We start from the raw sequence: 22,793 nt of genomic DNA on the forward strand, positions 1-22,793 counted from the left end.
GTCTCCGCCGGACCCGAAGAGGAGCTGAACCGGGATGGATCTGAGAGACTACGCTGTGGGGGAGGTCATGCACGAAGGGGCCGAGACCCGCGTGTGCCGCGCGGTCCATCGTCCCTCGGGCGATAGGGTGGTGCTCAAGTTTCCCGTGGCGGCCGCGCCGAGCTCGCGCGTGACGGGGCGCATCGTGCATGAGCACCACCTCCTGAAACAGCTCGGGGAGGTATCAGGGATAGCGCGGGCGCGGGAGCTCTTGCAGCGGGGCGGGACGGTCGCGCTGGTGCTCGAAGACCCGGGCTTCCGGTCGCTGGATGGCGTGCTGGCCGAGCGCGGGCGCCTGCCGGTGGAGGCGGGGCTCCGGCTGGGAGCGCTCCTCGCCCGGGTCCTCGAGGCCGTGCACGCGGCAGGCGTGACACACAAGGACATCAAGCCACAGAACGTGCTGGTCGACGCGGCGTATACGCAGGTCAAGCTGCTCGACTTCGGCATCGCCTCGTCGCTGCCGCTGGAGGCGACGGCGGCGAGCATCCCCGAAGGGCTCGAGGGGACGCTGGCGTACATGTCGCCGGAGCAGACGGGCCGCACGGCGCGCGCGCTCGACGCGCGCACCGACCTCTACTCGCTCGGAGTGACGCTCTTCGAGGCGCTCTCGGGGCGGCTGCCGTTCACCGAGCGCGACCCGCTCTCGCTCGTGCACGCGCACCTCGCGAAGGAGCCGCCGAGCCTCGACGAGGTCGCCCCCGACGTGCCTCCGGGCGTCGCGGCGATCGCGTCAAGGCTCCTGGCGAAGAACCCTGACCGGCGGTATCAGACGGCCAAGGGGGCAGCCGAGGACCTGGAGCGAGCCCTTCGCATGTGGCTCGAGCGCGGCACGGTGGAGCGCTTCGCGCTCGGGGACAAGGATTTCTCGCCGAGGCTGCGGCTGCCAGACGTGCTCGTCGGGCGAGAGCGGGAGCGGGATCTCCTGGGCGCCGCCTTCGCCCGCGCCGCCGCGGGCACCGTGGAGCTCGTGCTCATCGGCGGCCCGTCCGGCATCGGCAAGACGGCGCTTGTGCGCACGGTGTACCAGGATATCGCGCAAGCGGGGCGCGGGCTCTTGATCTCGGGCAAGCACGACCCAATGGCGCGGTCGATGCCGTACGCGGCCATGGCGCAGGCGTTCGGGGCGCTGATGCAGCAGTGGCTGGCGAGCCCGAAGCCGGTGCTCGCGGCATGGCAGGAGCGGATCAGGGCCGAGGTGGGGGACAACGCCCGGCTCATCGCCGACGTGGTCCCCGAGCTTGACCTGGTGATGGGCAAGCTCGCGCCGGTGCCGCCGGTGCAGGGCGATCTGGTGCTCGCCCGCCAGAAGCTGACGTGGCTGAATTTCGTGCGGGCGGTGGCGACGCCGAACGCGCCGCTCGTGATGTTCCTCGACGACATGCAGTGGGCCGACAGCGCCACGCTGGAGATCCTGAGGACGCTGCTGACCGACGCAGAGCGACGAGACCTCCTCGTGATCGCCGCGTACCGCGACAACGAGACGCCGCCCGAGCACTCGCTCTGGAAGCTCGTGGAGGCGGTGGAGAAGAGCGGCGCGACGGTGTCGACAATGACGGTGAGCCCCCTGTCGGAAGAGCAGGTGCAGGCGTGGGCGGCGCGGACGCTGCGCAGCGAGGCGGCGCGGGTGGCGCCGCTGTCACGGGTGCTGTGGCAAAAGACGCGAGGAAACCCCTTTTTTGTCGAGCAGCTGCTGCTCTCCCTGCACCGCCAGGGCAAGGTGGTCAGGGATCTGGAGAGCGGCGCATGGCGCTGGGACCAGAAGGAGCTGGAGCAGGCGCAGGTCACGGACAACGTCGTGGCCCTCTTGACGGACAAGCTGCTCGAGATGCCCGAAGCGACACAGCAGCTCCTGGGGCTCGCCGCGTGCGCGGGGCACGCCTTCCACCTCCACGACCTCGAGCGGCTCAGCGGATGGGAGCGCGCCCGGGTGACCGGCGCGCTGTGGCCCGCCCTGCGGGAGGAGCTGGTGGTGCCGGCCGATGGAGCCTACCGGACCGCGCAGGCGCTGGGAGAGGCCGGAACCGGAATCGGAACCGGAACCGCAGAAGGAGCGCTCGACGCTGAATACCGCTTCTTGCACGACCGCGTGCAGCAGGCGAGCTACGAGCGGGTCGCGCCGGAGCAGCGGGCGCTCGCCCACATGGAGATCGGCCGGAGGCTCTGGGCGCTCCATCGGACGGAGGGCGGCACACCGCAGCAGCTCCTGGAGCTGGTGCGGCACCTGAACCTGGGCTCTTCGCGGGCGAGCTCCGTAGAGGAACGCGTGGCGCTGGCGCGGCTCAACCTCGAAGCCGCGCGCGCCGCGAAGGCGGCGAGCTCGCACCGGCTCTTGGCGAGCCTCGCGGAGACCGCGCAGGCCTTGCTGGGCGACGGCGCGTGGCAGACGGAGCCCGAGCTGACCGCGCAGCTCGCGCTGGAGCGGCTCGAGGCGGCCTTTCTGCTGCGGGAGTTCGATGACGTCGAGACGCGGTCCGTACGGCTGCTCGCGACCCCTCTTCCGGCGCCGATCAGGCTTTCGGTACAGGAGCTCCGCGTCCGCGCCTGCCAGGTGGCAGGTGAGTTCACGCGAGGGGTAGAGCACGGGCTCACGGCGCTTGCGGAGCAGGGTATCGTTCTTCCCGACACGGACGAGGCGCGCCTCACCGCCTTGCTCGAGGAGTCCGTCGAGCTGGATCGATGGTTCGAGGGCGACCCGGACGCGTTCGATCGGATGCCCTCCGATCCGTCGGTGGAGCAAGTGCTCATCGACGCGCTGATGATGCAGCTGATGGTGTGTGCTGGGATCGGCGGTCAGCCGATGCTGTCCACGCTCGCGATGGTCCGCGGCGTCCAAAGGGTGCGACAGCGGGGCATGATCACGCCCATTTCTCCTTTCAACATCGTTTGCTTCGCGAACGCGTGGTCGATCACCACGGGGATGTACCGCCGATCCGCATCCTGGGTCTGGCCTGGCGTGCGCGCGGCGGAGCGTGTCGCGTCCCCCTTGCTGGCAGAGTGTCTGTGTTACCAGGCGATGTACATGGGCTACTCCCTCCCCGCCGATGAAATGGGGCCCGTCCTCGAAAGAAGCGTCACAACGGGCCTGAAGCTCGGCTCGTTCCAGGGCACGAGCTGGGGGCTGGTGGACGACTTGAGCTTCTACCGCGTATGGCGTGGTCAGCCGGTCGGACAGATCGAGGCGCACCGGACGGCTCATTGGGGCCTGATGCAGCGCGCAGGAGACGCTCTCGGAAAACACTATTACGAGATGTTCGCGTCATGGTGTGGCCTGCTGATGTCCAGCGGCAACGCGGCGTTGCTCCTCTCCGATGAGCCGCTCTCGCGAGGGTCGCGCTCCCTCCTGGCCGAGGGAGACGGGATGACGGCCGCGCATGCTCGCGTCCTCGAGGCGCACCTGTTCCTCGTCGCCGGCGCGTACCCGATGGCCCTCTCGCGGGCACGGGAGGCCGCTCAGTTCCGACAGATCCTCTTCGGATTTCCCCCTGTGACAGACATCCCGCTCTGGCTCGCGCTTGCAGCGGCGAAGTGCTGGAACGAGACCACGGATCCGGAAGAGCAGGCGAGGCTCCGCGAGCATATCGAGCACGGCCTCGAGCGTCTGAGGTACTTCGCCGAGGGGTGCGCAGACAACTTCCTCCACAAGCTGCGCCTGCTCGAGGCCGAGCACGCCCGCCTGCAGGGCAAGACCGACGAGGCCATGGCCAAGTATGACGAGGCCATCGAGCTGGCTCGCCAGCAGCGTTTTTTCCACATCGAAGCCCTCGCCGCCCAGCTCTGCGCCGAGTTCCACATCGAGGCGGGCAGGAGCCGTATCGCAGCGCTGTACCTGCGCGAAGCCAGGGACGCCTATGTCCGCTGGGACGCGCACGCGGTGGTGGCCCACCTCGAGGCGAGATGGCCCGCCCTGCTCCGCGCGCCTGCCCAGCCCGCGGCGGCCGATCGCCGCCGCACGACGGGCGTCGCCACGCTGACCACGACGGGCGCCGAGGGCGGCACGCAGCTCGACGTGAACACCGCGGTGCGCGCGGCGCAGGCGCTGTCGAGCGAGCTCGACCCGGAGCGGGTCGTCGGCCGGCTGATGGAGCTCGTGCTGGAGAGCGCCGGCGCGCAGCGCGGCGTCCTGCTGCTCGGCGAAGGCGAAGAGCTCTCGGTCGTGGCGCGGCTCTCGGTGGAGGGGAGCCGCATCGAGACGGGCCTGTCCGAGCCGCTCTCGCAGAGCAGCGAGGTGGCGAGGACGGTCGCGCACTACGTGGCGCGCACGAACGAGCCGGTCGTGGTGGACGACGCCAGGTCGGACGCGCGCTTCGCGGCCGATCCGTACCTGGCCGCGCACCCGGTGCTCTCGCTCCTGGCGCTTCCCCTGTCGCATCGAGGGCGCCTCCTTGGCGTGCTCTACCTCGAGCACCGGGAGGCGCCTGCGGCGTTCCCCGAGCGGCGGGTCGAGCTCCTGTCGGTGGTCGCCGCGCAGGCCGCCATCGCCGTGGAGAACGCGCTCCTCTACCGGGACCTGGAGGCCAAGATCAAGGAGCGCACCGTCGAGCTCCGCATCGCCAAGGAAGCGGCGGAGCGCGCCAGCCAGGCCAAGAGCGACTTTCTCTCCAGCATGAGCCACGAGCTGCGAACGCCGCTCAACGGGATCATGGGGTATTGCCAGATCCTGGAGCGAACGCCCGAACTCCCGCAGGCGTGGCGGGAGGGCCTGCACGTCATCCAGAGGTCGAGCGAGCATCTGCTCTCGCTCATCAACGACCTCTTGCATCTGGCCAAGATCGAGGCGGGCAAGGTGGACTCCGTGCTGACGGAGTTCCGGTTGCCTGCGCTCGTGCGGACGGTGGTCGATCTGTGCCGGGTGCGCGCCGAGGCCAGGGGGATCACGTTCTCGCACGAGCTGCGCGGCCCCGCGCTTCAGGCCGTCCGTGCCGACGAGAAGCGGCTGATGCAGGTGCTCTTGAACCTCCTCGGCAATGCCATCAAGTTCACCGAGCGCGGGGGCGTCTCCCTGAGTGTCGAGGTGCTGGAGGAGAGCGTCCCTGCGGGGCGGATGGTGCGCTTCCGCATCGAGGACACGGGTCCTGGGGTCGCCCCCGAGCACCTGTCGCGCATCTTCGAGCCCTTCGAGCAGGTGGGGGAGCAGAGCGTGAAGAGCGAGGGCACAGGGCTCGGCCTCGCCATCACGAAGAAGCTCGTGCAGCAGATGGGTGGGGCGGTCGAGGTGCAGAGCGAGGTCGGTGAGGGCAGCGTCTTCACCGTGACGCTCCCGCTCGCCGAGGCGCAGCTCGCGACGAGCCCCGGCGAGGACAGGGGGTGGGACACGATCATCGGTTATCCGGGGGAGCGCCGCACGATACTCATCGCGGACGACAACCCCGACAACCGCGCGGTGGTGCGCGGGCTCCTGGGCCCGCTCGGCTTCGACCTGTGCGAAGCGGACGGGGGTGAGGCGGCGCTGCGCGTGGCCGCGCAGCGCGCGCCGGCGCTCATCCTGATGGACGTGTACATGCGGGACATGGATGGTTACGAGGCCGCGCGCCGTCTCCGGCGCATGCCCGAGCTCCGGCAGGTGGCGATCGTGGTCTCGTCGGCGAGCGTCTCGGAGGCCGAGCAGCAGAAGTGCGCCCTCGCCGGCTGCGATGACTTCCTGCCCAAGCCCGTCGTGGCGAGCGCGCTCCTGGACAAGATATCGCGCTTGCTGGGCATCGAGTGGCTCAGGCGCGAAGAGGCGCCTGCTCGGGACGCGCCGGCGGAGGAGCTCCCCGACGGCGGACACCTCGCGCCGCCTCCGGCAGAAGAGCTGGAGATGTTGTCGGCGCTCGCGAAGAAGGGGCTCATCCACAGGATCCTGGAAGAGGCGGAGCGCATAAGGCAGCACGACCCGCGGTTCAGGCCTTGGATCGATCAGCTCACGACGCTCGCCCGCCGCTATCAGACCCGGAAGCTGCGGGACTTCGTCGGTGCGTACGGCCCAGGCGGCGCGCACGGCGGCAATGGCCGCGCGGATCCGCAGGAACCGACGTAGAACGCGGAATGGTGCTCGGCGCGCTCGCGTGCGTCAGGGGGCCAAGACCGCGACGAAGCCGTCCCGGCCCGTGGCGGTGAGCGGCCCCGCCCCGAAATCGACCGTCCCCTCGAACGCGCCCGTCACATAGAGGTTGCCCGCGGCGTCCGTTGCGACGCCGTAGGCGGCGTCAGCGCCAGCGCCGCCCAGCGCGGCGGACCAAAGCGGCGGAAGCGAGCATTGCCCCGTACCATCGCAGTCCTCGTCGGCCTCCGAGGCGCAGTGTTCAGCTGACGGCGTGATCTCGCCGGTGCACGGGCCATAACCAGATCCGTCTGGGAGGTAGGTCCGAGCCCCGGCGGTGCAGCGCCCCACGCCTTGCGTCCCCGGTAGCCCCGAATAGCAGCTCAGCTGCGACCCCGGCTCGCAGCTCTCAAGGCGGAGGCGGTACGTCTGGCGACGGCGGACGACCGGAGCACCGGCCAGCTGCCGGGAGCGCTCACGACGCCCGAGCGTGAGGAGCTCCAGCGCCTGGAGATGGGGATGGAGCGTCAGAGCCGAAAAAAGCGGAGGCCTCCTCGCGAAGGAAAGCACGTGAGGCGAGCCGACATGGGACCTCGGAACCAGGTGGAAAGCGCCCATCTCATGCGTACGTAGATGGAATGGATGACCTGTGTGGCTCAGCCTACCCTCTCCACCGCACCCTGCACCCCTCTCCGCGTCCGCCTACAAAAGGTATGTTACGGCTGAACAGCCCGTGGTACGAACGGGAAAGAGAAGACGGAATGTTTCCTGTGATGGGTCCGCCAGCTCACGTTGTACGCATTTGCTCGCCCGCCGTCCATTGGGGCACGCCGACCGGGCGCACGAGGCTCGCGCGATCGTGCTGAGCCGGTAGAGACCCATGCAAGAACAAGAAACTCCGCTCTCTGGCCTCGTCCTCATCGTGGACGACAGCGCGGACAACCTGGCCGTGCTGTCGCACGCGCTCATGTCGGATGGCCTGGAGGTCGCGGTCGCGCGCGACGGTGAAGAGGCGATCGAGCTGGTCAGCCGGGCCCAGCCGGACCTCGTCTTGCTCGACGCGCTGATGCCCGGCCTCAGCGGGTTCGAGACGTGCCGGCGGCTCAAGGCCGATCCGGCGACGCAGGGCATCCCCGTCATCTTCATGACGGCGCTCGCTGAAGCGAAGTTCCGGATCCAGGGCTTTCGCCTGGGGGCCGTCGACTACGTGACCAAGCCGTTCGAGAAGACCGAGCTCCTGGCGCGGGTGCACACCCAGATCTCGCTCCGGCGCGCAACGCGGGCTCTCGAGGAGCGGAATACGAGGCTCTCGGAGGAGATCCGGGAGCGCGCCAAGGCGGAGGAGGCGCTGGCGCAGGCCGTGCAAATGCTGCGCGACGCGAACGAGCGGCTCTCGCAGCAGCTGACGCAGAGCGAGCGCGCCGAGGCGGCCAGGGCGGCGCTGCAAGAGCAGATCATCGCGGCCCAGCGGGAGCGGCTCCTCGAGCTGTCCGCTCCGCTCATTCCGATGATCGATGGCGTCCTCGTGATGCCCCTCATCGGCACGGTGGACGTCGAGCGCGCCGGACAAGCGGTCGAGACAGCGCTGCGCGGAGCGAGCGAGCGCGGGGCGGACCATCTCATCATCGACATCACCGGCGTGAAAGCAGTCGATGAGACGGTTGCGCGCATGCTCGTGCAAGCCGCGATGGGGCTCTCGCTGCTCGGCACGCGGACGGTCGTCACGGGCATCCGCGCAGAGGCAGCGCAAACGCTCGTGGCGCTCGACCTGCACCTCGATCAGCTCGTGACGAAGGCCACCCTCCAGTCGGGCGTCGAGCACGCGCTGCGCACGCGCGGTCGTGGCCAGCACAGGCCCGAGCGCTGAAGTACCGCAGAATTCCGTTGTTGCCCGGCGTCTCCGCCGGACCCGAGGAGGAGCTGAACCGGGATGGATCTGAGAGACTACGTTGTGGGGGAGGTGATGCACGAAGGGGCCGAGACCCGCGTGTGCCGCGCGGTCCATCGTCGCTCCGGCGACAGGGTGGTGCTCAAGCTCCCCGTGGCGGCCGCGCCGAGCTCGCGCGTGACGGGGCGCATCCTGCATGAGCATCACATCCTGACACAGCTGAGAGAGGTGTCTGGGGTGGCACGGGCGCGGGAGCTCCTGCCGCTGGGCGGCACGGCCGCGTTGGTGCTCGAAGACCCGGGCTTCCGGTCGCTGGATCTCGAGCTCGCCGAGCGCGGGCGCCTGCCGGTGGAAGCTGGGCTGAGGCTGGGAGCGCTCCTCGCTCGAGCCCTCGAGGCCGTGCACGCGGCAGGCGTGACACACAAGGACATCAAACCACAGAACGTGCTGGTCGACGCGGGGTACGCGCAGATCAAGCTGCTCGACTTCGGCATCGCCTCGTCGCTGCCGCTGGAGGCGACGGCGGCGAGCATCCCCGAAGGGCTCGAGGGGACACTGGCGTACATGTCGCCCGAGCAGACGGGCCGCACGGCGCGAGCGCTCGATCCCCGCACCGACCTCTACTCGCTCGGCGTGACGCTCTTCGAGGCGCTCTCGGGGCGGCTGCCGTTCACCGAGCGCGACCCGCTCTCGCTCGTGCACGCGCACCTGGCCAAGGAGCCGCCGTCCCTCGACGAGATCGCCCGCGACGTGCCTCCGGGCATCGCGGCGATCGTGTCCAGGCTCCTCGCGAAGAACCCTGACCGGCGGTATCAGACGGCCAAGGGGGCAGCGGAAGACCTGGAGCGAGCGCTGCGCATGTGGCACGAGCGCGGCGCGGTGGAGCGCTTCGCGCTCGGGGACAAGGATTTCTCGCAGAGGCTGCTGCTGCCCGACGTCCTCGTCGGGCGAGAGCAGGAGCGCGATCTCCTGGGCGCAGCCTTCGCCCGCGCCGCCGAGGGCGCCGCGGAGCTCGTGCTCATCGGCGGCCCGTCCGGCATCGGCAAGACGGCGCTCGTGCGCACCGTCTACCGGGACATTGCGCGCGCGGGGCGCGGGCTCCTGATCTCGGGCAAGCACGATCAGCTCGCGCGGTCGACGCCCTACGCGGCCATGGCGCAGGCGTTCGGGGCGCTGATGCAGCAGTGGCTGGCGAGCCCGAAGCCGGTGCTCGCGGCGTGGCAGGAGCGAATCAAGGCCGAGGTGGGGGACAACGCCCGGCTCATCGCCGACGTGGTGCCGGAGCTCGACCTGATCATGGGCAAGCTCGCGCCGGTGCCGCCGGTGCACGGCGAGCAGGTGCTCGCCCGCCAGAGGCTGACCTGGCTGAACTTCGTGCGGGCGGTCACGACGCCGAACGCGCCGCTCGTGATGTTCCTCGACGACATGCAGTGGGCCGACAGCGCCACGCTGGAGATCCTGAGGACGCTGCTGACCGACGCAGAGCGAAGAGAGCTCCTCGTGATCGCCGCGTACCGCGACAACGAGGCGCCCCCCGAGCACCCGCTGTGGAGGCTCGTGGCGTCGGTCGAGGAGAGCGGGGCGAGGGTGTCGAGGATGTCGGTGCACCCCCTGTCGGCGGAGCACGTGCAGGCATGGGCAGCGCGGGCGCTGAACAGCGAGGCGGCGCGCGTGGAGCCGCTGTCACGGGTGCTGTGGCAAAAGACGCGAGGAAACCCGTTCTTCATGGAGCAGCTGCTGCTGTCGCTGCACCGCCAGGGCAAGGTGGCGCGGGACCCGGAGAGCGGCGCGTGGCGCTGGGGCCAGAAGGAGATCGAGCAGGCGCAGGTGACCGACAACGTCGTCGCCCTCCTGACGGACAAGCTGCTCGAGATGCCCGAAGCGACACAGCAGCTCCTGGGGCTCGCCGCGTGCGCGGGGCACGCCTTCCACCTCCACGACCTCGAGCGGCTCAGCGGATGGGAGCGCGCCCCGGTGACCGGCGCGCTGTGGCCCGCCCTGCGGGAAGAACTGGTGGTGCCGGCCGATGGAGCCTACCGGACCGCGCAGGCGCTGGGAGAGGCCGGAACCGGAATCGGAACCGGAACCGCAGAAGGAGCGCTCGACGCTGAATACCGCTTCTTGCACGACCGCGTGCAGCAGGCGAGCTACGAGCGGGCCCCGCCGGCGCAGCGCGTCCTGGCGCACCTGGAGATCGGCCGGCGGCTGTGGGCGCGGCATCGGACGCAGGGGGGCACACCGCAAGAGCTCCTGGAGCTCGTGCGGCACCTCAACCTGGGCTCGGCGCGGATGGACTCCGCAGGCGAGCGCGAGGCGCTGGCGCGGCTGAACCTCGAGGCCGCGCGCGCCGCGAAGGCGGCGAGCTCGTACCGGCTCCTCCTGAGCCTCGCCGAGACCGCGCAGGACTTGCTTGGCGATGACGCCTGGCGCAAGGACGCGCCGCTGTGCGCGGAGCTCGCGCTCGAGCAGATCGAGGGGGCCTTTCTGCTGCGGGAGTTCGACGACGTCGAGGCGCGGTGCGCGCGGCTGCTCGCCAGGCCGCTGCCGGCGCTCACCAGGCTCTCGGCGCACGAGATGCGCGTCCGCAGCGCCCAGGCGGCGGGCCAGTTCGCGCGAGGGGTCGAGCTCGGGCTCGCCGCGCTCACGGAGCAGGACATCGCATTTCCGGGCGCCGACGAGGCGCGCCGCGCCGCGCTCGTCGAGGAGTCCGCCGAGCTGGATCGGTGGTTCGAGCGCGACCCGGACGCGTTCGAACGGATGCCGCTCGATCCCTCCCCGGAGCAGGTGCTCATCGATGCGCTGACGATGCACCTGATGGTGTGCGCGGCGATCGGCGGTCAGCCGATGCTGTCCGGGCTCGTGATCGCCCGCGCCGTGCTGAGGGTGCGAGAGCGGCGCGCGCTCACGCCGGTCTCTCCCTTCATCATCGTTTGCTTCGCGAACGTGTGGTCGCTCAGCACGGGCATGTACCGTCGCGCCGCGAGCTGGGTCGGCCCCGGCGTGCGCGCGGCCGAGCGCGTCGCGTCGCCCTTTCTGGCAGAGTGTCTGTCCTTCCAGGGGCAATACACGGCCTACTCCCGCCCTGCGGATGAAATGGGGCCCATCTTCGAGCGAACCTGCGCGACCGGCCTGAAGGTCGGCTCGTTCCAGGGGGCGAGCTGGGGGCTGGAAGGCGACCTGTTCTATTACCGAGTGTGGCGCGGCCAGCCGCTCGGGCAGCTCGAGGCGCACAGGGCGGCGCGCTGGGGGTTGATGCAGCGCGCGGGGACCGCGCTCGGGACGCACTATTTCGAGGCGATCGCGTCGTGGTGCGACCTCTTGACGACCGCCGACGGCGCACGGAGGCTCCTGTCGGGCGAGCCGCTCTCACGAGGATCGCGCTCCCTCCTGGCGGACGGAGACGGGATGGCAGCCGAGCTGGCGCGCATCCTCGAGGCGCACCTGTTCCTCGTCGCCGGCGCGTACCCGATGGCCCTCTCGCGGGCACGGGAGGCCGAGCAGTTCCGCGTGTCCATCTTCGGCTTCCCCCCGGTCACGGACATCCCGCTCTGGCTCGCGCTCGCGGCCGCGAGGTGCTGGCCGGAGGCCGCGGACGCGGCGGAGCGGGCCGAGCTCCGCGAGGAGATCGAGCAGGGCCTCGCGCGGCTGAGGTACTTCGCCGAGGGGAGCGCGGACAATTTCCTCCACAAGCTGCGCCTGATCGAGGCCGAGCACGCCCGCCTGCAGGGCAAGACCGACGAGGCCATGGCCAGGTACGACGAGGCCATCGAGCTCGCGCGCGAGCAACGATTCTTTCACATCGAAGCCCTGGCCGCTCAGCTCTGCGCCGAGTTTCACCTCGAGGCGGGCAGGCGCCGTATCGCAGCGGTGTACCTGCGCGAGGCCAGGGACGCTTATGCTCGCTGGGAGGCGCACGCCGTGGTGGCCCACCTGGAGGCGAGATGGCCGGCCCTGCTCCGTGCGCCTGCCCAGCCCGCGGCGGCCGATCGCCGCCGCACGACGGGGGTCGCCACGCTGACCACCACGGGGGTCACCGGCGGCGCGCAGCTCGACGTGAACACCGCGGTGCGCGCGGCGCGGGCGCTGTCGAGCGAGCTCGACCCGGAGCGGGTCGTCGGCCGGCTGATGGAGCTCGTGCTGGAGAGCGCCGGCGCGCAGCGCGGCGTCCTGCTGCTCGGCGAGGGCGAAGAGATCTCGGTCGTGGCGCGGCTCTCGGTGGAGGGGGGTCGCATCGAGACGGGCCTGTCCGAGCCGCTCTCGCAGAGCCGCGAGGTGGCGAGGACGGTCGCGCACTACGTGGCGCGCACGAACGAGCCGGTCGTGGTGGACGACGCCAGGGCCGACGGGCGCTTCGCGGCCGATCCGTACCTGGCCGTGCACCCGGTGCTCTCGCTCCTGGCGCTCCCCCTGTCGCATCGAGGGCGCCTCGTGGGCGTGCTCTACCTCGAGCATCGCGAGGTGCCTGCGGCGTTCCCCGAGCAGCGGGTGGAGCTCCTGTCGGTGGTCGCCGCGCAGGCCGCCATCGCCGTGGAGAACGCGCTCCTCTACCGGGACCTGGAGGCCAAGATCAAGGAGCGCACCGTCGAGCTCCGCATCGCCAAGGAAGCGGCGGAGCGCGCCAGCCAGGCCAAGAGCGACTTTCTCTCCAGCATGAGCCACGAGCTGCGAACGCCGCTCAACGGGATCATGGGGTATGCCCAGATCCTGGAGCGAACGCCCGATATCCCGCAGGCGTGGCGGGAGGGCCTGCGGGTCATCCAGAAGTCGAGCAAGCACCTGCTCTCGCTCATCAATGACCTGCTGCACCTGGCCAAGATCGAGGCGGGCAAGATGGACTCCGTGCTGACAGAGTTCCGGTTGCCTGCGCTCGTGCGGACGGTGGTCGATCTGTGCCGGATGCGCGCCGAAGCGAAGGGGATCACGTTCTCCCATGAGCTGCGCGGTCCTGCGCTCCAGGCCGTCCGTGCCGACGAGAAGCGGCTGATGCAGGTGCTCTTGAACCTCCTCGGCAATGCCATCAAGTTCACCGAGCTGGGACGCGTGTGCCTCCATGTCGAGGTGCTGGAGGAGACAGTCGCTGCAGGGCGGATGGTGCGGTTCCGGGTCGAGGACACGGGTCCTGGGATCGCCCCGGAGCACCTGTCGCGCATCTTCGAGCCCTTCGAGCAGGTGGGGGAGCAGAGCGCGAAGAGCGAGGGCACAGGGCTCGGCCTCGCCATCACGAAGAAGCTCGTGCAGCAGATGGGTGGTGCGATCGAGGTGCAAAGCGATGTCGGTGAGGGCAGTGTCTTCACCGTGACGCTCCCGCTCGCCGAGGCGCAGCTCGCGACGAGCCCAGGCGAAGCCAGCGGGTGGGACACGATCATCGGTTATCCGGGGGAGCGCCGCACGATACTCATCGTGGACGACAATTCCGACAATCGCGCGGTGGTACGCGGGCTCCTCGGCCCGCTCGGCTTCGATCTGTGCGAGGCGGACGGCGGCAAGGAGGCGCTGCGCGTGGCCGCGCAGCGCGCGCCGGCGCTCATCCTGCTGGACGTGTACATGAAGGACATGGATGGCTACGAGACCGCGCGTCGCCTCAGGCTCGTGCCAGAGCTCCGGCAAGTCGCCATCCTGGCCTCGTCGGCGAGCGTATCCGAGGCCGAGCGGCAGCGATGCGCCAGCGCCGGCTGCGACGACTTCTTGCCCAAGCCCGTCGTGGCGAGCGCGCTCCTGGACAAGATATCGCGCTTGCTGGGCATCGAGTGGCTTCGCCGCGATGAAGCCCCCGCTCGCGATGCGCCGGGGAAGGAGCCCGAAGGCGGCGGCCACCTCGCGCCGCCTCCGGCCGAAGAGCTGGCGCTCCTGTCGGCGCTCGCGAAGAAGGGGCTCGTCCACAAGATCGTGGAGGAGGCGGAGCGGATGGCGCAGCACGATCCGCGGCTCAGACCTTGGATCGAGCAGCTCACGACGCTGGCACGCAGCTACCAGACCCGGAGGCTGCGGGACTTCGTCGGTGCGTACGGCCCAGGCGGCGCCGACGGCCGCGCGGATCCGCAGGAATCGACGTAGCGAGTCCCCTCGGTCGGGGGACGATGCCTAGGGTGGGAGGGAGAGAGCCTCCGGGTCGCCCTGACCTTGGGTCCGGTCGCCAACCTGGGTCGGGTCGCCCTCAGCCTGTTGAGCGAGCCTCAGGAAGGGTGGTGAGCGCAGCCGGCGTGCTCGGCGCGACGCTGCGGTACCGATCGTGCCCAGGCGCCCTGTACAGCAGCACGCCGTCCTGGAGCCGCCCACCGGGCCGGATGAGCGGCAGGAGCCCCGCCCCCTGCTCTTCACCGCGGAGCACGTCGAGCTGCCACGCGGGCTCGACGCCTGCGGCCACGCGCGCCAGCCATGCCCGTCGGGCGTACCGCCGCGCCGCGCCGAGCGCGGCCAGCCCAAGCCCGAGGACGGCAAGGCGCGACGGCGACACCGCCACGGGTACCCCCTGTCGGGCGAGCTCCGCGCACGCTCCCCCGAGGAAGAGCCACACGCCCACGGTCGTGAGCACCCGATCGGGGCCGTCGTGCGAAGGATCCAGCCGCGCGCGCACGGCGCTCACGACGACGACGGCGTACGAGGCCCCAAAGACGAAGCCGAGCGGCCCCCCGAAGATGCTGCCGAACAGGGAGCCCCCAACGAGCTCCCAGAGGGCGCTGCCCATATCTCCGTGCCTGATGACGCCCATGCCCGCGAGCGACAGGCCGGCGTTGAGCGCACCAGCGAGCGCGCCGCCCCAGACGCACCGCAGCGACGCGACTCGGGCGGTCGTCGCGCGCAGCGCGAAGCGGACCAGGATCAAGCTGAGCAACGCCGTCGAGAGGGCCACCACCGCGACGGCACCCGGCTGGACCTCGATCTTGTAGCGCGCTGTCGGGATCCCCTGGACCGCGGGCAGCGCCGCCGCCGCCGCGAACGCGACGACCGCGGCGAGCACGATCCTGTCGGGCGTCAGCCAGAGGGGCGGGGACCAGGGAACGGGGGGCGTCGGGCGGTTCATGCGGCCTCCAGGGGCGCCGAGGACGCCCGGCGAGGGCGGGCGGGGGCGCGCTCCTGCTCTGACCCGCCATCCAGGCTCAGCCATGGAGCGCCTCGGGAGAGACTGCAACGTTTTTGAGGAGGCCCTCGGTGACGCCGCATCCCCACCTCGCCGACCGTCATCGCACCATCGACGCGGTCGTTATCCCAACCTGGGGCGGGTGGACCGTTCGATCAGCTGCTCCACCGTCGCGATCTGCAGGTCGCGCGTCTGGGCCGTGAGCGAATAGAGCATCGCCTCACGGAAGAGGCGCTGCGCGGCGTGGTCGACGAGGTTGGCGCTGCCGCCGGTCGCAGCGACCGCGGCGTGCGCGGCCCTGACGCCCAGATCGATGCACCAGGCGCGGACGCGGACCGCATGCTCTGCATGGCCATCGTCCTCCGGCCGGTCCGCCCATGCATCGACCTCGGCCCGGGCGGCCTCCCTCTCGTCCTCGAACGCCCGCGCGGCGCCCGCCAGGCGCGCGCTGCCGCGGCGCTCCGCCAGATCCGCGAGCAGGGCCGTGGCGGCGCCGGCGACGCCCAGAGAGAGCGCCGACGGCGTGAGCAATCCCGCCACGTCGCGGGCGGCCTGCTGCTCGCGCGTCAGGGTGGCGATCACCTGCTCGGGGCCGACGCGGAGCTCGCGCAGCGTCAGCGACACCGTGGCCGAAGCGTTCATCGCGCTCAGGCGGAGCGGCGGCGATGCCTCGATGGAATCCCCCGCCTGCAGCGGTGTCAGGACGTACATCAAGCGTCCGTCGGGGAGCGCGCCGGCGATGACCGCATCGTCGGCGATCCCATGGCCGGTCAACCAGGGCACGGTGCCGTCGAAGCGGAACCGGTCGCCGTCGGGCTCGACCCTGACCATCGGTGGGCCCGGGCGGCGGACGTGCGAGAAGCCCACGGTGCAAAAGCGCTCTCCGGAGGCGAAACGAGGCAGGGCGCGCTCCTTGAGCGCCTCGTTGTCGCCGCGCGCGATGAGCGGGCACGCGGCGGCGTGCTGCATGTGGACGAACGCCGTCACACCGCAGGCGCCGGCGAGGATCTCCAGGACCTCGCGCGCCACCCGCGGCGGGGCGCCGTGGCCGCCGTGGCACGCTGGCGTCGCGATCCCGAGGAGACCTGCGCCCGCGAGGGCGCGGATGTGCTCTCGGGGAACCGTCGCGGCCTGATCCGTGGCGTTCGCCGAGGGGGCGAGCACGAGCGTCGCGAGCCGGCGGGCGCGCTCGGTCAGCGCGGCGGAGCCGGACGTGGCGGGCGGCGTGGGTGATCCGGGGGACATGCGAAGGGAGTGTAGGCCGCGGCGGCGACGCGACCCAGCGACCCGACCGAGCGCGGCGCCGACAGGTGTCATTGCCCGAAACGGTCGTTCGCCTCTCCGAGGTCGTTCACGCCATCGCTCCCCTGCCGGAGCGACCGCGCGGAGGAGAAGTTGCGCGGATCGCTGTCGAAGAAGTTGCCGCCGCTGGTGAGCGCGAAGACCATGCCTTCGTGGCCGACGTCGGCTGTCAGGCTTTTTCCTGGCGCGGAGACCGCGAGATCCGCCCTTCCATCGTTGTTGTAGTCGCCCGCGCGGAGCACCTCGCCGAAGTGATCGCCGTTCCCGTAGAACTCGTCGCATATCGGAGCGAAGAGGAAGGCCCCCAGGGAGCTCTCCTGAGTCCAGTGCCTGCGGGAGAGGATGGATAGCCCGCCGGAGATGCCGTAGAGGATATACGCCGCGCCATTCCCCGAGTACCCTGCTCCCGACTCGTACGGCGCGCCGATCACCAGATCGTCCCCGTGCTGCCCGTCGAGGTTGCCGGTGGCGAGCGCGCTACCGAACCCGATCAGCTCGTTCCCGGGGTTCCCCAGGAAGGACGGGAAGAAGCGCTGGCTGCCGAGGGTCGACAGCCCATCGCTCGTGCCATAGACCACGCTCACGGATCCCTGAGGTGCGTCGTATCCGCCGAGCACCGGCACGAAGTCCTCGGGCGCGCCTACGGCGAGATCCGCGAACCCGTCGGCGTCGAAGTCTCCGGCGGCGAGCGCGGAGCCGAACTCGTCGCCTTCGTTGGACGGCCCCGGCAGCTCGTGGCCCTGTCGGAGGATGTAGAGGTCCCTCGCCGCGAAGCCGGACGCTGTACCGTAGAGGAGCGTGACGAGGCCTCGCGAGTACCAGTCGCTCCCGATCGCGAGGTCGTCGTAACCATCGCCGTCGAAATCGGCGGCGGCGAGCGTCGAGCCTGCCAGGAAGATGGTGTTCGAGGGACAGATGCTCCCCTGGGGCGCAAGGCAGCGCCGGAGGGTGCCCGCCTTCCCGTACCCCAGCCCCTGGGGCGTGGCCGAGCCATAGATGATGTTGACGCCGCCAGTTGGGTAGTCTTCCCCCGGCGCGCCTACGGCGAGGTCGTCGATGCCATCGCCGTTGAAGTCGCCCGACGCGAGCGCGGCGCCGAACCTGTCTGCCTTCTCCGCGGTCCCGGCCACGCCGGTGGAGTCCTGGGTGATGAGCTGCGCTTTCGCGTTGCCATCCATGCCGCCCGGCCGGAGCCCTGCCGCGAGGAAGCCTTGGGCCGGGAGGCCGTAGATGATCGCCACCGCTCCTGCCGCGAACAGTCCATCGACATTCCGGGACGGGACACCGATCGCCAGGTCGGTCCACCCGTCGGCGTTGAAATCGCCCCAGGCGACCGCCTTGCCGAAGTTGTCCCACGCCTCCGGCGCGACGCCTGCGATCCCGAGCGAGCCGGCGGCGAACGACTGATCGGTGCGCCCGGTGCCCCCGGCGCCGGTCGCGGAGACACCCTGGCTCGATCCATAGATCACGTGGACCACGCCTGCGTCCTGCGCGCCGCTCACGTCTTCGGCGTGAGCCGACACGACGAGATCGGCATACCCATCGTGGTTGAAGTCTGGCTCTGCCGCGTGCGCCGCCGCGCTCGACCAGAGCACGCTCGCCGTCACGAGGAGCGCCGCGGCGCCGCGCCGGGGCAGCGCATCCGGGGCCATGGGACGATGGAGGTTCGGCGTCGCAGGCGCCGGCGAAAGAGGCGAAGGGACGAGGGGAAACGCGCGCTCGGTCATCGTGATGTCTCCAGGTAGATCGCGGCGTGCGTCGCGCGCTGGCCGCGCGCGCATCCACGTGCGAGCAGCGGTCAAGCAATCGTCGCGCCGCCGAGGATCTGCGGCGTGCGGCCAGGGTGTCGGACGAACGCATGGCTCTCGATCGGCGGCGCGCGCCTCCATCCGCTGGAGGCTGCAGCCCCGAAACCTGGATCCGCTCGCCCCCGGTATACCCGAAGCTCGGCGACGAGCCGTATGCGCCCACGCGATAAAATGGTCCCAGCTGCACGCTCCGAGCGATGAACACGAGCACCGGGAGGCGCGCAGCGCCTTCGATCGATGCGTCGGTGAATGGTTGGGGCCGACGCACAAGACAGCAAATTACAACGACACTTCCTGAGCGTCGCTGTCTCCGATTTCCGTGGAGACATGATAGCTCGAGTGAAGTACTTTCCACCTATGGTCCGCAGGCGACAGACAGGGAAGCTCCGATGCAACGCGGCGGCTCGCCGCGCAGCGCACGCACTGGCTTCCTACGTGGGAGCCGCCGCGCTCCGTGAACGCGGGCGGCAGCGGCATGGTGCATGGTGCGCCGCGCTCGCCCTCGCTCTCGGCGCCGCGGCGTGCGGCAGCGACGACGCCGATGGATCGAGCTCGGGTGACGCGGGCGGCGGTGGCGCCACGAGCAGCGGAGGTGCCACGAACAGCGGCGGTACCACGAGCAGCAGCAGCAGCGGAGGCGCGGGCACATCCAGCGGCGGCAACAGCACGAGCGGTCAGGGCGGCGGCTCGGCCTCGGCCGGAAGCGGTGGATCCGGCGGTGGCCCGAGCGTCGACGAGCCGCCGAGCTGCGCGCCCGGCGGACCTGGGCTCTCGACGTGCGGCCCGGACGGCAATGAGAGCTGCTGCACCAGCCTGCTGGTCACGGGCGGCACCTTCTATCGAACGTACAGCAACAGCGGCAGCGGGGCGACCAACACGAGAGATCCCGCGACGGTGAGCTCGTTTCGCCTGGACAAATACGAGATGACCGTCGGCCGCTTCCGGCAGTACGTCGATTACCTGGTCGCCGGCGGCTCCCCGCCGGCGGCGGGCAGCGGCAAACACACGCATTTGAACGACGGCCAGGGCGTGGCCGATGGCGCGAAGCGCGAAAGCTTCGAGTCCGGGTGGAACTCGAGCTGGGACAGGTACATTCCGACGGGCCAGGGCGCGGCCGCCACGTGGACGAAGAACCTGACCCCCACCGTGTACGGCACCTGGACGGCGAACGCCGGCGACAACGAGATGCTGCCGCTCACGTTCATGAACTGGTACGAGGCCCACGCCTTCTGCATCTGGGACGGCGGCTTTCTGCCGACAGAGGCCGAATGGAAATACGCGACCGCCGGCGGAGACGAGCAGCGCATGTATCCCTGGGGCTCGATGGATCCCGGCTCTGGCAACGAGTATGCGATCTACGATTGCTACTATCCGAGCGGAAGGCGGGGCAGTTGTACGGGCGTCGTGAATGTGCCGGACGTCGGGAGCACGCCGCTCGGCGTCGGGCGCTATGGACAGTGGGATCTCTCGGGCAGCGTGTGGGAGTGGAACCTCGACGTCTACGCGAACTACGTGAGCCCCTGCGAGGACTGCGCAAACCTCACCGGCGCCACGAACCGGGTGCTGCCTGGCGGCGGCTTCCACACGGGGTTGATGCCGTATCTCCTGTCGTCGAATCGCTCGGCGGTCTCCTACGATCCGGCGAACTACCGCGGCGACTACGGCGTCGGCGTGCGCTGTGCGCGCACGCCGTAGCGCCGAGCCGTCGCCGAGGGCGGCCCTCGCGCGACCGGACGCGAGCGAGCTGAGCTCGAGCGCGCGGTGCCACCACGCGCCGGCGTGCGACAGCGACGGACGCTGCGCTGGCCGGGCAGGACGAACACGAGGCGCCCTGGCGGCGACGCCACAGAAGGGCGGATTTCGAAATGAGCGCACCCGGGATCCGCAAGCTGTCGAGCGGCTACGCGGACACGGCGAGGTGCGCCGCGGACCTTGCTGCGAGGTGGATCCTCCGGCAGGCTTCCGACATGACGTCCCTCGCCTTCGCGATGCCGGCGGAGATCGTCGACCCCAGCGTCGTCGCTCCGCCGGGCGATCTGTACAGCAACGAGCCCCCGATGGAGAGCTACCAGCACCTCGTCCAGATGATCCTGCTGCTCGAGAGCCTGGACCTCTTCTGGAAGGACCGGGCCGACTTCTTCGCCGCGGGGAACCTGACCATCTACTTCAGCCCCAGGCAGCTCAAGACCGAGCACTTCCGGGGCCCGGATTTCTTCGTCGTGCTCGGCACCGAGCAGAGGCCACGCAAGAGCTGGGTCGTCTGGGAAGAAGACGGCCGGTACCCGAACGTGATCGTGGAGGTGCTCTCGGAGAGCACCGAGGGCACCGATCGTGGCATCAAGAAGCAGATCTACCAGGACGTCTTCCGGACGCCGGACTACTTCTGGTTCCATCCGGAGACGCTCGAGCTCTCGGGCTTCCACCTCGTCGACGGGCAGTACGAGCCGCTCTCCCCCGATGCGTCCGGACGCCTCTGGAGCGCTCAGCTCGAGCTCTTCCTTGGCGTCGAGGAGGGACAGCTCCGCTTCTTCACCCCCGAGGGAGAGCTCGTGCCTGCTGGCAAGGAGCTCGCGAGACGGGCCGAGTCCGCAGAGCAGCGCGCCGAGTCCGCCGAGCAGCGCGCCGAGTCCGCAGAGCAGCGCGCCGAGTCCGCAGAGCAGCAGGCAATGCGGCTGGCAGCGAGGCTCCGGGAGCTCGGCGTCGATCCCGACACGCTGAAGTAGCGCTCGGCGCCCGCGCTCCTCTCGCTCCTCCTGTGAAGCGGATGATGAAGCTCTATTTCAGCCCTGGCGCCTGCTCGCTCTCTCCGCACATCGCGCTGCGCGAGGCCGGCCTCCAGTTCGAGCTCGAGCAGGTCCACCTCGGCACGAAGAAGACCCGGTCGGGCGCCGACTTCACCTTGATCAACCCCAAGGGCTACGTGCCCGCGCTCGAGATCGAGGGCGGCGAGGTGCTCACCGAGGGGCCGGTGATCGTCCAGTACATCGCCGATCGGAGGCCCGAGTCCGGGCTCGCGCCCCCGGCCGGCACCCTGGACCGCTACCGGCTGCAGGAGTGGCTGAGCTTCATCAGCACCGAGCTGCACAAGCAGTTCTCGCCGCTCTTCAAGCCGCGGGCGCCGGACGAGCAGAAGAGCGCGGCGAGGGCGCTGCTCGGCCGGCGCTTCGCCTACGTGGCGCACCGCCTCGAGGGCGCGACGTACCTCCTCGGCGAGCGGTTCACGGTGGCGGACGCGTACCTCTACACCGTGACGACGTGGACGAGGTTCGCGGGCGTCGATCTCGGCGGATGGCCCGTCCTCGGCCGCTACAGGGAGCGCGTCGGCGCCCGCCCTGCGGTGCAGGCCGCCATCGAGGCCGAGCGGAGGCGGTAGGCCTCCTTCGAGTGCCTGCGGATACGCGCCTTGACACCACGATCACGCGCGGCTTTGCATGACGGCATGCTGCGGGCGATCGCCGAGGAGGTGTGGGCGTACGAGAGGGACTTCCGGCTGCCGTTCGGCGATCTGCCGGCGCGCACGACCGTCGTGAGGCGGGCCGACGGCGGCATCGTCATCCACTCGCCGCTGGCGTTCGATGACGACACCGCCCGGGAGATCGACGCGCTCGGCGAGGTGCGCGCCCTCGTCGCCCCGAGCTGCCTCCACCACGTCTTCCTGAAGGCCGCGACCGAGCGCTGGCCGCGCGCGAGCGTGCTCGGGGCGCCCGGGCTCGAGAAGAAGCTCTCCGGCCTCCGCTTCACCCCGCTGCCCCGATCCGGCGTGGCGCCGGAGATCGGCGACGATCTCGGCGTACGCCTCGTCGAGGGCGTGCCGTACATCGCGGAGCACGTGTTCCTGCACGCGCGGTCGCGGACGCTCATCGTGACGGATCTCCTCTTCAACGTGCATGAGGCCCGCAGCTTCGCCATGAAGGTCTTCCTCTGGGTGGGCGGCGTGTGGAGGAAGACCGCCCAGGACCACGTGTGGCGCGTGCTCATGAGGGACCGGGGCGCGGCGGCGCGCAGCGTCGCCGACGTCCTCGCGTGGGAGTTCGAGCGCGTCGTCGTCGCCCACGGCGACGTCATCGAAGGCGAGGCGAAGGACCGGACGCGCCGCGCGCTCGCGTGGATGGGCGCCGGGGCTGGCCGGCTCCTGCCGGCGAGATGAGGGCGCTCAGGCGGCCGCCTGCGCGCGGCGCAGCCCGATGACCTGCGCCTCCGCGAAGAGCGCGACGGCGAGCGCCTGCGCCGCGACGAACGCATAACCGATCGCCGTCGGCTCGAACCAGCCGAGCGCGAGGAGGAGCACGCTGTCGACGACCCAGAGCGCGTTCGCGACGACGACGGCGACGACGGCCCCCCGCGCCGGACGCTCGCGCGTGCCGAGCCACGCGACGAGCGCCGCGAACGGGAGCAGGCTCGCGCCAGCCCAGCGGAACAGCGCCTCGGGAAGGCCGGTCAGGCCGGCGAGGGGCGCCGCGGCGGCGAGCATGAGGAGGCCTGTAGCGCCGCTGAGGGCCGCGTCGGCGAGGAGGACGCGGCGCAGGAAGCGAGGAGAGATCACGAACGACATGGTGGGCTCCTTTCGTTGCGGTCGGGGCTCATCGCCCCTCGATGGGCGGGACGTGCTCGACGTCGAACGCGCGTGGCGCGCCGGCTGTCCGCAGCGCCCCTGACACC

Annotated in this window: 12 protein-coding genes; 7 read left to right on the forward strand and 5 right to left on the reverse strand. The window is 70.6% G+C overall.

All coding sequences use genetic code 11. The features are described 5' to 3' along the window. Positions 1–34 precede the first annotated feature (34 nt). A complete protein-coding gene (locus tag WMF11_RS22170; RefSeq protein ID WP_437978809.1) occupies positions 35–6,055 on the forward strand; it encodes an AAA family ATPase in 6,021 nt (2,006 codons plus the stop codon). A 33-nt stretch (positions 6,056–6,088) separates the two neighbouring features. On the opposite strand, the gene WMF11_RS22175 is transcribed toward WMF11_RS22170, so the two are convergent. After that, on the reverse strand, positions 6,089–6,409 hold the full coding sequence (locus WMF11_RS22175) for an SBBP repeat-containing protein (RefSeq protein WP_437978810.1): 321 nt from the start codon (positions 6,407–6,409) through the stop codon (positions 6,089–6,091). 529 nt (positions 6,410–6,938) lie between these two features. Between WMF11_RS22175 and WMF11_RS22180 the strand changes: the two genes are divergently transcribed. Both WMF11_RS22180 and WMF11_RS22185 read left to right on the forward strand, forming a co-directional pair. Next, positions 6,939–7,925 (forward strand): response regulator, encoded by a 987-nt coding sequence (locus tag WMF11_RS22180; protein ID WP_437978811.1) that lies wholly within the window; start codon positions 6,939–6,941, stop codon positions 7,923–7,925. A gap of 63 nt (positions 7,926–7,988) precedes the next feature. Beyond that, positions 7,989–14,000: an AAA family ATPase gene (locus WMF11_RS22185; RefSeq protein ID WP_437978812.1), complete on the forward strand. Its 6,012-nt coding sequence runs from the start codon at positions 7,989–7,991 to the stop codon at positions 13,998–14,000. 100 nt (positions 14,001–14,100) lie between these two features. Here the strand turns inward: WMF11_RS22185 and WMF11_RS22190 are convergent, their stop codons facing one another. From WMF11_RS22190 to WMF11_RS22200, 3 genes are all read right to left on the reverse strand, one after another. Next, positions 14,101–14,967: a hypothetical protein gene (locus WMF11_RS22190; RefSeq protein WP_437978813.1), complete on the reverse strand. Its 867-nt coding sequence runs from the start codon at positions 14,965–14,967 to the stop codon at positions 14,101–14,103. Positions 14,968–15,147: 180 nt separating this feature from the next. Continuing rightward, positions 15,148–16,269, reverse strand: a complete 1,122-nt coding sequence (locus WMF11_RS22195; protein WP_437978814.1) for an acyl-CoA dehydrogenase family protein — start codon at positions 16,267–16,269, stop codon at positions 15,148–15,150. Positions 16,270–16,337: 68 nt separating this feature from the next. Next, positions 16,338–17,978: a hypothetical protein gene (locus tag WMF11_RS22200; RefSeq protein WP_437978815.1), complete on the reverse strand. Its 1,641-nt coding sequence runs from the start codon at positions 17,976–17,978 to the stop codon at positions 16,338–16,340. 591 nt (positions 17,979–18,569) lie between these two features. Here WMF11_RS22200 and WMF11_RS22205 point away from each other — a divergent pair. The 4 genes from WMF11_RS22205 to WMF11_RS22220 all read left to right on the forward strand — a co-directional run bounded on the left by WMF11_RS22205 (position 18,570) and on the right by WMF11_RS22220 (position 22,281). Next, the gene (locus tag WMF11_RS22205; RefSeq protein ID WP_437978816.1) at positions 18,570–19,829 is read left to right on the forward strand and encodes a formylglycine-generating enzyme family protein; all 1,260 of its coding nucleotides are present in this window, start codon (positions 18,570–18,572) and stop codon (positions 19,827–19,829) included. A 272-nt stretch (positions 19,830–20,101) separates the two neighbouring features. Continuing rightward, positions 20,102–20,857 carry a Uma2 family endonuclease gene (locus WMF11_RS22210; protein WP_437979328.1) on the forward strand — a complete coding sequence of 252 codons (756 nt, stop codon included), beginning with the start codon at positions 20,102–20,104 and terminating at the stop codon, positions 20,855–20,857. 44 nt (positions 20,858–20,901) lie between these two features. Continuing rightward, positions 20,902–21,507 carry a glutathione transferase GstA gene (gstA, locus tag WMF11_RS22215; RefSeq protein ID WP_437979329.1) on the forward strand — a complete coding sequence of 202 codons (606 nt, stop codon included), beginning with the start codon at positions 20,902–20,904 and terminating at the stop codon, positions 21,505–21,507. A gap of 66 nt (positions 21,508–21,573) precedes the next feature. Next, positions 21,574–22,281 carry a DUF4336 domain-containing protein gene (locus WMF11_RS22220; RefSeq protein WP_437978817.1) on the forward strand — a complete coding sequence of 236 codons (708 nt, stop codon included), beginning with the start codon at positions 21,574–21,576 and terminating at the stop codon, positions 22,279–22,281. Positions 22,282–22,287: 6 nt separating this feature from the next. On the opposite strand, the gene WMF11_RS22225 is transcribed toward WMF11_RS22220, so the two are convergent. Beyond that, positions 22,288–22,686: a hypothetical protein gene (locus tag WMF11_RS22225; RefSeq protein ID WP_437910499.1), complete on the reverse strand. Its 399-nt coding sequence runs from the start codon at positions 22,684–22,686 to the stop codon at positions 22,288–22,290. Positions 22,687–22,793: the final 107 nt, after the last annotated feature.

Source organism: Sorangium sp. So ce295 (genome assembly GCF_051527405.1).
Classification (GTDB): Bacteria; Myxococcota_A; Polyangia; order Polyangiales; family Polyangiaceae; genus Sorangium; species Sorangium cellulosum_B.